Origin of the sequence: Dysgonomonas termitidis (assembly GCF_042654545.1) — a bacterium.
Taxonomy (GTDB): domain Bacteria; phylum Bacteroidota; class Bacteroidia; order Bacteroidales; family Dysgonomonadaceae; genus Dysgonomonas; species Dysgonomonas termitidis.
Genome location: NZ_JBHSGN010000037.1, coordinates 1 through 10,754, shown reverse-complemented (window position 1 = coordinate 10,754; position 10,754 = coordinate 1). Strand labels below are relative to the sequence as shown.

At 41.5% G+C, this 10,754-nt stretch carries 10 protein-coding genes and 2 pseudogenes; 6 read left to right on the top strand and 6 right to left on the bottom strand.

The window, feature by feature from the left end:
* The 3 genes and pseudogenes from ACFO6W_RS04435 to ACFO6W_RS04425 form a co-directional block, all read right to left on the bottom strand.
* Positions 1–579 (bottom strand): phage integrase SAM-like domain and Arm DNA-binding domain-containing protein (locus ACFO6W_RS04435; protein ID WP_379994158.1); only part of this gene is annotated, 579 nt, incomplete at its 3' end.
* A 903-nt stretch (positions 580–1,482) separates the two neighbouring features.
* A complete protein-coding gene (locus tag ACFO6W_RS04430) occupies positions 1,483–1,695 on the bottom strand; it encodes a hypothetical protein (RefSeq protein WP_379994157.1) in 213 nt (70 codons plus the stop codon).
* 3 nt (positions 1,696–1,698) lie between these two features.
* A pseudogene (locus ACFO6W_RS04425) lies at positions 1,699–2,008 on the bottom strand (helix-turn-helix domain-containing protein).
* Positions 2,009–2,331: 323 nt separating this feature from the next.
* Here ACFO6W_RS04425 and ACFO6W_RS04420 point away from each other — a divergent pair.
* The 4 genes from ACFO6W_RS04420 (at position 2,332) to ACFO6W_RS04405 (ending at position 8,605) form a co-directional block, all read left to right on the top strand.
* Positions 2,332–2,955: a type IV toxin-antitoxin system AbiEi family antitoxin domain-containing protein gene (locus ACFO6W_RS04420; protein WP_379994156.1), complete on the top strand. Its 624-nt coding sequence runs from the start codon at positions 2,332–2,334 to the stop codon at positions 2,953–2,955.
* The gene (locus ACFO6W_RS04415) at positions 2,952–3,773 is read left to right on the top strand and encodes a nucleotidyl transferase AbiEii/AbiGii toxin family protein (RefSeq protein ID WP_379994155.1); all 822 of its coding nucleotides are present in this window, start codon (positions 2,952–2,954) and stop codon (positions 3,771–3,773) included. Before ACFO6W_RS04420 ends, ACFO6W_RS04415 begins: the two co-directional genes overlap by 4 nt.
* A gap of 15 nt (positions 3,774–3,788) precedes the next feature.
* Entirely contained in the window at positions 3,789–6,719 is a 2,931-nt protein-coding gene (locus ACFO6W_RS04410) for a TOTE conflict system archaeo-eukaryotic primase domain-containing protein (protein WP_379994154.1), read from the top strand.
* A 659-nt stretch (positions 6,720–7,378) separates the two neighbouring features.
* On the top strand, positions 7,379–8,605 hold the full coding sequence (locus ACFO6W_RS04405) for a site-specific integrase (RefSeq protein WP_379994153.1): 1,227 nt from the start codon (positions 7,379–7,381) through the stop codon (positions 8,603–8,605).
* On the opposite strand, the gene ACFO6W_RS04400 is transcribed toward ACFO6W_RS04405, so the two are convergent.
* Both ACFO6W_RS04400 and ACFO6W_RS04395 read right to left on the bottom strand, forming a co-directional pair.
* The gene (locus ACFO6W_RS04400) at positions 8,592–8,921 is read right to left on the bottom strand and encodes a helix-turn-helix domain-containing protein (protein ID WP_379994151.1); all 330 of its coding nucleotides are present in this window, start codon (positions 8,919–8,921) and stop codon (positions 8,592–8,594) included. The genes ACFO6W_RS04405 and ACFO6W_RS04400 overlap by 14 nt on opposite strands.
* Positions 8,914–9,159 carry a helix-turn-helix domain-containing protein gene (locus tag ACFO6W_RS04395; protein WP_379994159.1) on the bottom strand — a complete coding sequence of 82 codons (246 nt, stop codon included), beginning with the start codon at positions 9,157–9,159 and terminating at the stop codon, positions 8,914–8,916. Before ACFO6W_RS04395 ends, ACFO6W_RS04400 begins: the two co-directional genes overlap by 8 nt.
* 243 nt (positions 9,160–9,402) lie before the next feature.
* Between ACFO6W_RS04395 and ACFO6W_RS04390 the strand changes: the two genes are divergently transcribed.
* Complete coding sequence (locus ACFO6W_RS04390) at positions 9,403–9,564, top strand: hypothetical protein (RefSeq protein WP_379994150.1); 162 nt, start codon at positions 9,403–9,405, stop codon at positions 9,562–9,564.
* 340 nt (positions 9,565–9,904) lie between these two features.
* On the opposite strand, the pseudogene ACFO6W_RS04385 reads toward ACFO6W_RS04390, so the two are convergent.
* Positions 9,905–10,198: pseudogene (locus tag ACFO6W_RS04385) on the bottom strand (ROK family protein); the annotation flags it as partial.
* 161 nt (positions 10,199–10,359) lie between these two features.
* On the opposite strand from ACFO6W_RS04385, the gene ACFO6W_RS04380 reads away from it, so the two are divergent.
* Positions 10,360–10,754 (top strand): transposase family protein (locus tag ACFO6W_RS04380; protein WP_379994149.1); only part of this gene is annotated, 395 nt, incomplete at its 3' end.

Genomic DNA, 10,754 nt, shown 5'->3' with positions numbered 1-10,754 from the left:
CTCCTTGACGGCCTTCCAATAGATGGCACGCAGCATACGCATATAATAAGAGATCGTATTCATGGCCTTGCCCCGCTCCTTGAGGTAGGCCTCGAACTCTTTCATCATACAGGCATTGATCTGGCTCAGGGGGATATCACGCCCCTTATTGAATGTGATGAGTCCGCGGCTGACGGTGCGGTAAGCACGGGCGGTACGTTCCTGGCCGGCACGCAGCAGGTTCCGGGCCTGCAGTTCGGCAAAGCCGGAAAGGTTGGCCGGGTTATGCTCCCTATGGTAACTGCAAAGGATGTCATCAACGGTATAACGCCCCGATTTCTCCAGCCGCCCGGCCGCTTCTTCGAATTGTTCGCCGTAAGCGCAAAGGCTTTCGGTTACCTTGCACAGGTAAGGGTAGCGCGGGGAGCCCTCTTCAGGAAGATGTACCCTTTGCCTGACCTCGTCCCATTCGTGGGGGTAAAGCCGGAAAGGGCTGGTGATGACTTTGACCTTGCGGCTGTGGATCAGGCGAAGGCACAGGCTGCCCTTGCAGCGCGCTCCGCTGACGGACCTGCGCAGTATAAATTTTAATGTGGCCATAATTTAATTCGTAATCGGTGTCATTATATTATTTGTGGCTTGCCTCCCTGTATTTGCCTCTACAGACCGGCGCACAGTCCGGGAATCAGGCCGGTGGGCCTGCCGGTGTTAATTCATGATCGTCTGATTACAAAGGTAAGACAGGCAAGCGGACTCCGGTTATTTTATTCCGGATATTTATCGCTGGGTTAAGATTTTATTCCCTTTACGATAGCTCCTGTTTGTATATTCAGTGTGTTTTAGTTTAAATTGCCATAATTCATAACAGTCCTGATTTAACCCGGAACATAAAAACAAACGAAATGAACCCGTAATGCATTTATGCTCTACGGGTAATATTTATATTGCAATGTTGGGTAGTAAATATCTTTGTATTCATTAAGTCGCTCTTTGAGTATTGCAGGATAGTTAAGCGAATCCAGGCGCTTCGCTCGTTTCTAAACTCAGCACCCAAAAAGCAAGAACGGAAAAACGGCGTAAATATCTGAATCATAGGTTATAACTTCATCATTCTACTCTCCACTGCAAGCAGTAAAAAAGCAAGATATTGTGTATTTAGGAAGACGTTCCGTTACGAATGTATTACCTGTTTTAAACTGTGTCAACCCATTCAAACAACGAATTTTCCTCTAACAGTAAATGATTTAGAACGTTTTTGACAAACAAGGCTATGTTATGTAGGCTTTGTGCTCTGAATCAGTTTTCTATTCGCTAATTCACAATATTTTGCGTATCGTTGATTAGCTCTGTAAAAGTTAATTTTGTAATCTGTAAAAGAGTTAATTATGCAAGAAGTAAAAGTGAGTTTCTACCTCAAACGAAATGAGGAGAAAGCAGACGGAACAGTTCCCATTCCGGGACGTATCCGCATCGAAAAATCCATGGTACAGTTCAGTGCCAAAGTTAGTGTGCCCGTATATACCAACCCTCTTCGTCAGAGTCTATATTATAGCAAGAAAAGCTACCTCTTTCACATTCTTTGTCATAACTGTAGGCGAGTAGATAGTACTTTCCATCGTATCCCTGAAAAATATACAGATCAGGGTTGCCGTTGACACTTTCCCAAGCTCCCAGCCATTCAGTAGGGAAACCTTGGTTGTTTTGATACTCTTCCATGACTTACAATTCTTTTCCTTTGTGAATAGCTTGCTTACGTTTTTCTTCCACCAAGGGGGAGAGCCTTTTCCACATCTTCGGGCTTGTAGTAGGTCTTGTGGCTGGTTTGACTGTATGCCAGCGTTCCATTATCCCGAAGCGTTTGCAGGGTTCTGGGCGAAATATTCAACAGCAGGCACACATCCTGATTATCCATCCATTCACGATCTTTGTCGCCATACAGGCGGCAAAGAGATTCCATACGGGTAGCGAAATTTTCAAATTTTGAAAGCATCGCTTCAAATGTTTTTGCTTCAATGTTTACGATCTCCATTCCATTCTATTTTTAAAGTTTTTATTCGTCTTTGCTTCAAAAGTAAGCCTTCCGCTTATCCCATTGTAGAGAATGGTTTCCTCTGCATTTGTGTATCCTGTTTTGCTTACAGGAAAGCCATTCCAATAGCGATAGCTTCATTGTTTTGCTGCGAAATAAAAAAGAAAAATCTTGCCGTCAATGGATTTACAATCAGGTGGCAGCCAGTGGCGTCGATTTGGAAGCTTGTGGCGTTAACTTAGTATTTTTTACACAATTATTCTTATTTTATTCAACTTTCCATTCAAAAACAACTATATTTGTTCCATAATTGAAATGGCTATATGGAAGAATTAGAGCAATTAGGAATTATACCGGTGGACTACGCAGTCCTGCGTTCGCTGTTTTCTGACTATCGTTCCCCTCGAAACAAGATTGCAAATCTGGAACAGGCTGAAAAGATAATCCGGCTGAAAAGAGGAGTATATGTTGTATCACCGAAGGTAAGTAAGCAACTGTTATCTGTAGAACTGGTCGCGAATCATATTTATGGTCCGTCTTATGTCTCCATGGAGAGCGCTTTGCATTATTACGGTTTAATTCCCGAACAAGTATATACGATTCGCTCCATAACGCCTAATCGCTCCAAATATTTTGAAAATCAGATTGGTAGATTTGAATATATAACGGTGAATGAGAATTACTATTCAATTGGAATTAAGCAACAGACAGTTGAAAATAAATATACGTTCCTGATAGCTACCCCGGAAAAAGCATTGTGCGATATGATTAGCGTAACGCCACGACTACGCATTCAATCAGAAAAAGCGTTCGTGGCTTATCTTGAAGAAGATTTACGATTAGAAATGTCTGCTTTAGAGAATATGAACATGCGTATTGTCAAGGAATGTATAAATACAGGGAAGAAAAAAGGAGTGTTAGAATTATTATTGAAGCTATTACAATGAATATATTTGAACAAATGCTTTCAAGGTACGAGATAAAGACCAACGAGCAAAAGAGAAACGTAACACATGAAGTAATGCAGGAAGTAACCCTTGCCGGATTATACCGTGGGGGATTCTTTGATAAGGCTGCTTTTTATGGTGGCACTTGCTTGAGAATCTTCCACGAACTGCCTCGATTCAGTGAAGATATGGATTTCTCTCTTATCGGGAAAGATGAAACGTTTGATTTGGAAAGTTATTTTCCCTCCATCATTGAGGAGTTCAAAGCAGCCGGGCGTGATGTTGTTATTACCCGAAAGGAAAAAAAGAAAGAGACAAAAGTAGAATCCGCATTCTTGAAAGACGATACGGCAATATATGATGTTAAGTTCAAGACTGAGAAAAGTTTGAAAATTAAGATAGAGGTTGATATTGATCCGCCTCTTGGATTTGCAACAGAACAAAAATTATCCTTGATGCCCTTTTCTTTTATGACCCGCTGCTTTACGTTATCCGATTTGTATGCCGGGAAGATGCATGCATTACTATTCCGTAATTGGAAAACCCGGGTGAAAGGTCGGGATTGGTATGATTTCGAATGGTATGTTCGGCATAATGTCCCGTTGAATTTTGCTCATTTGCAAATCAGAACTAAAGAGTTTAACGGCATGGATATGGATAAGGAATCATTTACCACGATGCTAAAAGAAAGGCTTTCTTCTACCGACATTAATATGGTTAAGCATGATGTGCTTCCATTTGTTCAGAATCCCAAGGAGTTGGATATCTGGTCGAATGATTATTTTCTTCAGTTAGCCAGCAGGCTTAAGTTTTTGTAAGAAATCCTCCCTCATATGTCTGAATCTGATTTATTAAAGCAAATAGCCGAACTGCAAACTCAAAACACTGAATTGCTTGCAGAAAATGAAAAGCTTCGGAATATGCTTGGGCTTCCAAAGAAAGAAACTGTTCTTCAGGAGGAAGTCCAGAAATCGGATATACCCAAACAGGAAGACATAGAAAAGAACACAACTTCTTCAATTAACAAGTACAGTACTCCTGATGAGAAAATAGAATTGTTTCTATCTCTATTCAGAGGAAGAACGGATGTCTATGCCAAACGTTGTTATAGCAAGAAACATGATAGCAGTTATTATATACCGGCTTGTAAAAACGAATGGATAAGAGGTCTTTGTGATAGAACACGAGTTAAATGCAAAGACTGTTCCAATCGGGATTTATTACCTTTGACAAAAGAGGTTATTAATGGTCATTTGCGGAATAAAGATGAGCATGGAGCAGGCATTACCGGCATTTACCCTCTACTTCCGGATGAAACTTGTTTATTCCTTGCTGTTGATTTTGATGAAGAAAAATGGGAAGAGGATATAAATACATTCCGTTCGGTATGTCATACTCATAATATCCCAACTGCCATAGAACGTTCCCGCTCAGGGAATGGAGCACACGCTTGGCTGTTCTTTGAAGAACCCATTCCGGCAATAATTGCAAGAAGACTTGGAAATGTTCTTCTTACAAAAGCAATGTCAATCAGGCATAAAATCCGTTTTTCTTCGTATGACCGGATGTTTCCCAATCAGGATTTTATGCCGAAAGGCGGGTTTGGCAATCTGATTGCATTGCCGCTACAAGGTGGTGCGCGTGAAAAAAGAAATAGTGAGTTTGTTGATGAAGATTTCAAAAGCTATCCAGATCAATGGGCTTACCTAGCTTCCATTCGGAAAATAGATTTGACAGAAATAGAAGGTTTGCTTGCTATATTATGCGAAGGTAATGGTTTAGGAGAACTTGGCAGTTTAGAAAAAGAAGAAGAACCATTATTCAAGCCTTGGGAAAGGAGGAAGACGGAGAATAATCTTGAAAAGAAGGAATTCCCAGAATTTTTGACCATTGTAGAAGCAAACAGATTGTATATTCCGAAGGAGAATGCAAGCCCTCGAGCTCTTAACCGTATTAAGCGACTGGCAGCTTTCCAAAATCCGGTATTTTATAAAACACAGAAGATGCGGATGTCCACGTATGGTATTCCGAGAATTATTTGTTCTTTGGAAGAAACGGATGAATATATTGGAATCCCTCGAGGTTGCCGCCCCTCACTTATTCATTTGCTTGAAGAGTCAAATGTAGAGTATATGTTTGATGACAAGCGAAATACCGGGAAGCAGATTAATGTTAGTTTCAAAGGGACGCTCCGAGAAGAACAGAATTTAGCCGCAGAAACTTTACTCCAACATGAAAATGGGATACTATCTGTTCCGACAGCTTTCGGGAAAACAGTTATTGGTGCTTCAATCATTGCGGATAAAAAGTGTAATGCCTTAATTTTAGTTCATCTACAAACCTTATGCGATCAATGGAAGAAATCATTGGAACAATTCCTTGAAATAAATGAATCCTTGCCGGAAGCGGAGAAAAAACGAGGAAGAAAGAAAGTCCGTTCTATTATCGGACAAATCGGTTCTGGCAAAAACTCCTCCTCCGGCATTATAGACATTGCGCTTGTTCAGAGTTTAATCCATAACAATGAAGTGGATGAAATCGTAAAGAATTATGGAATGGTCATTGTGGACGAGTGTCATCATGCATCTTCACTTAGTTTTGAAGAGGTACTAAGTGAAACAAATGCCAAATATGTTTATGGTTTGACGGCAACCCCTAAACGACAAGACGGTCAGCATCCGGTTACTTTTATGCTATGTGGTCCGATACGATATAGTGTCAGTGCAAAAGAACAAGCAGGGAAGCGAGATTTTGAACATTATATTATTCCACGTTTTACAGGATTCAGTAAGCCATTAAACCAAACAGAAGCCGATTGGCATATTACAAAAATATACACAGCTCTTGCCGAAGACGAACTGCGCAATCAACAGATTGCGACAGACGTAACGGAGGCTGTAGTAAATGGTAGAACTCCTATTATCCTTACCCAACGAAAAGAGCATGTGATGCAGCTTGCCTCCATTATAGAGAATCAAACGGATGCATATATCATTACTCTTGTTGGCTCCGACTCGGTAAAGGTCAAAAATAAGACAGCCGGTTTGTTAGCTACTATCTCGCAAAGTGAAAAACTGATTATAATAGCGACAGGAAAATATATCGGCGAGGGATTTGATTATCCCCGCTTGGACACGTTGTTTCTGGCTTCTCCGATTGCGTGGAAAGGGACACTGGCACAATATGCCGGACGATTGCATCGTGAATATCCCGGCAAGCAGGATGTAATTGTTTATGATTATGTGGATATGCATATTCCTGTATTAGAATGTATGTATCACAAACGTCTTACCGGGTACTCTCAAATTGGATATAAAGCTTTAGCCTCAAGAAATGAGCCGGATAGAATCAGTATGATTTATGATAGTGTTTCTTTTGAATCAGTCATACCGAACGATTTTACTCAAGCGAAAAAAGAAATATTAATCGGAAGCCCCTATATTCGGAAGAAACAGCTCAGCACGATACTCATATGGTTAAAAACACCTTTACAAGCAGGTATATCAATTACGATTATCACTCGCTCAATAGAATCATATCGGGAACAAGAGCGAGCACGAAAATGTATTGAATTTCTCCAATCTAAATTCACAGTTATACAAGATTCAAGTATTTACCAAAAGTACATCATTATTGACAACCGGCTTGTTTGGTATGGTAGTTTTGGTCTCTTTGATTTTGGCAATTCGGATGATACCATTATGCGATTGGAATCAAGAGAGTTGGCTGCAGAGTTACAGATTGTAACCGAAAAATTGAAGTAGCTTACCATATCTTATAATTTACCTACTCTAATTTGTTTCATTCAGCAAAATACTTTTTGTTGAATTACAAGGGGATATCGAAAATAGGAACAAGCAACTGTAATACAACATATTAATATAATACCCCCCTATCAATCGGTAACGAATTAGTAACCTAACCTTGTGTTTTCAAACCCAAAACCTTTCAGACACCGAGCTCCAAACTAAGACTACTGTTTTATAAAGCATTGTATAGTAACGATTTTAATCGTTTTGCCTATTTTCGCTTTTTACTAATCTTTTTTTCCAAAAGTCAATACCCAAAAGCAACTTTGCGTAAATCGAAGCAAGCTAGCTGATTTACAGTGTTTTTAATCAAAATAAAACAGGTTGATGAAGCCGTAAAAAGCCAGGAAAATACCCATTTTGGACAGGGTACAGTTACTAAACCGTTACCTGTATTTCCCCTGTTCCGGCTTAATAAACGATACCTGAACGTTGTACATAAACATTTGACTTACATACGGTTGTTTATAATGATCCTGGCTTTATACAGGCAAAGGTAATAAAAACAATAGTAAAAAGCTATCAAAAGTTTTGTTAGCGCCCATTAGCCGTATTTTGCGTAGCGGCAAATAACTCAATGGTAAATAATTTTGAAACTTTAATTGAGTTATTGTATGCGAAGTACATTTAAAGTATTATTCTATTTGAAGAAGAGCAACCTGAACAGGGACGGCGAAGCCCCCATCATGGCGCGGATTACCATCGACGGGATGATTGCGCAGTTCAGCTGCAAGGCCTCCATCCGCCCCGGCCTGTGGGAAACGAACTACAACCGTGCAGCGGGACGGAGCGATTATGCCAGGCAAATCAACAGCCTGCTGGATGAAATCAAGGCAGGGATAGACAGGCATTACAAAAAGGTATTGGAGCGGGACTCGTATGTTACTGCCGAAAAAGTAAAGAATTCCTTTCTCGGTATAGACCTGCGTAGCGAAACTCTGTTGCAGGTATTCAGGCAGCATAACAGGGATTTTGAAGAGATGAAGAATGCCGGGCTGCGGTCAAAATCAACATACCAGAAATACAAGGATGTTTACCTGCACCTGGAAGCGTTTATTAAAAAGCGGTATAACCGTTCGGATATAGCATTGATAGAGCTGGCCCCGGCCTTTATCACCGACTTTGAGCTTTACCTTGCTACAGTCCCGAAGCTGGCGCACAATACCATCTGGCTTTATATGATGCCGCTCCGCAGGATGATAAGCATAGCCATTAATAACCGGTGGCTGACTTATGACCCGTTCAGCGGCTATGAGATTGCGGCAGAGGAAACGGATGCGGGCTATCTGGATAAGGACGAAATAAGGGCTATCATGGACGCTCCGCTCAAGAAAAGGCTCGAGCTGGTACGGGACCTGTTTTTATTCTGTGTCTTTACCGGACTATCCTTCCGGGATATGAAAAACCTGACGCGGGAGAATATGCAGGTCTTCTTCGACGGCAATCCGTGGATCATCACCCGCAGGCAAAAGACCGCCGTTTCATCCAATGTATTTTTGATGGATATCCCGCAAAAGGTCATTAAGAAATACGAAGGCCTGACTGAAGGGGATAAGCTGCTTCCGGTCCCCTGCTATACGACCCTTGAAACCGGGATAAAGGAAATCGCCCTTGCGGCCGGTATAGCCAGGGAGGTGACCTGGCACCAAAGCCGGCACACCTATGCGACGGAAATCTGCCTGACCAACGGCGTGCCCATCGAATCGCTCAGCAAGACGATGGGTCACAGGAACATAAAGACCACACAGCGGTATGCTAAAATAACGAATGAAAAGGTAAGCAGGGACATGGGAAACCTGTCGGATGTTTTACAGAAAATTGAGCAGTTCAAATACAGGTAAAGCCTTTGTCCGGTCGTCTATCCCTGTAGTGTTCCTCCATAAAACGCCCGATATCCCCCGTCCGGTAGAGTATCTTCTCGCCGATGCGGTAAAAGGGGATTTTGCCTTGCGTGCGGTAATCCTGCAAGCTGCGGCGGCTGATTTTTAGCAATTTGGAAACCTCTTTATCCGTCAGGTATTGTCCGCCTTCAAGTCCCGGCTTGAGGTTGTGGGCAATATTCTCTATTGAAGCGGACAGTTGATCTATTGTTTGGAAAAGGGAAGCCAGCCGCTTGTCGTCTTTCGTAATTATCCTGTCATTTGCCTTGTCATTCATAGCTTATCCTTTTTTTACCTGTTAAACCGGATTGGAGGACAAGGGTATCCGCATCTTCCGGCCTGTAAAATATTTTCCTGTTGATTTGAGTATAGGGCAGCGTACCATTTGTACGCAATGTTTGCAGGGTGCGCGGGCTGATGTTCAGTATCCGGCATACATCCTGGTTGTCGTACCATTTCTTTAATTTCCGTTCACTTAACCGTTCGCAAAGCGCTTTTACCTTTGAGGTGAACATTTCCAGCCGGAACAGCAGTTCGTTGAATGCTTTTTCATCGATAGTTATCGTACTCATAAATTTCCTGTTTTTTTAGGTTTGTTGCAGGCAAAGCTATACGGATTGCAGCTATAAATGCAATGGAGGGAGCGCAAGCGTCATCATACGGCATTATATGTCATACCCGCAGTACGCTATAACCAAAATCCATATTCCCGAACTTTACGGCGTGAGAACGATAAAACAATATAAATGCAAAAGCTTATGGAAACAATCACAGTTAACGCAGAGGAATGGAACGAACTGGTTCGTAAAATCGACCGGATAGCAGGGTTTATCGAACAGCTTGCGGAACGGCTTCCTGCCGACAACAACGCATGGATGGACGAGGCACAGGTTTGCGGTTATCTGAAGGTCACTGCGTAAAAAAGGTGAAATAAAATACTCCACCATTGCCAAAAAGCATCATTATAAGGCAGGCGATATAAGAGCCATGATGGAGCGGAAAGCGGTTAAAAGTAACAGGGAACGGCTGGAAGAGTTAGGGAATTCGCAAAGGAAGCGCCTTCCTGGTAGTAAATAATTAAGAGACAGGGCCACACGATGCTATCAATGCCATTCCAGCCACTACTGCTTTTAACCTCGGCAGGTACAAACAAGAATTGCCTATACCTTTTTACAAATACGGATAGCTTCATATTGGTTAAACCTACCTCTAAGGGATGTCTGAATAGCCAGGGAGAAATTCTCTTTCAGATAACATTCACTATATTTCAAACAATCTGGTCCTAGCCAACAGGCAAGCCCCTATTACCCCGGCCTTGTCTTTCAATTTAGATATCGTAACGGATGTATCTTTATTCACCAGGTTAAGGGAATATTTACGGATAGCAGACGTGATCGGCTGCATGATATAGTCTTCGGCCGCAGATAAAGTTCCGCCGATAATCACCATTTCGGGATTAAAGATATTGATTATACCGGCCAGCTGTTCACCCAGTTTCTGTCCTGTCTCTTCTACAAGATCGATGGATAAAACATCTTCTTTGCCCACGGTGGAGAATCTGATGAAGTGGGTTCTTCGTCAAATTTGATGCAATAATTTTAGGACAGAGGGCGTGTTAGTTAATTTATTCATTTTCAGCTAAATAGATGTATAAATATTGGTATATCCAAATAATAATTCGTAACTTCAAGATATTGATAATCAATATTTTGATAGTGAATAAAAAAGTAAATAAGGATAGATGTAATATCCGGATATGCAAGTTATATGAAACAGCGCAGGTAAAAATAAAAAGGTCCATTATTAAAGAAAACCTGTTGTATCTTTACGCTCATTCAACTAAGGGACACGGCACTTGTCCCTCGTGCGGGCGACATAGTAAGGCAGTACGTTCCCGTTATATCCGCAAACTGATGGATTTGCCTGCATCAGGTTATAGTATCCGGATTCTATTACAGGTCCGCAGGTTTAGTTGTAAAAATACCCGGTGTAAGAAAAAAATATTTTCGGAGCAATATCCCGGTTATGCATTACCTTACGCCAGAAGAACATTAGCGACAACCGTTTATCTTCAAAAAATACTACTTGAAATCTCAGCCCGGAAAGGAGC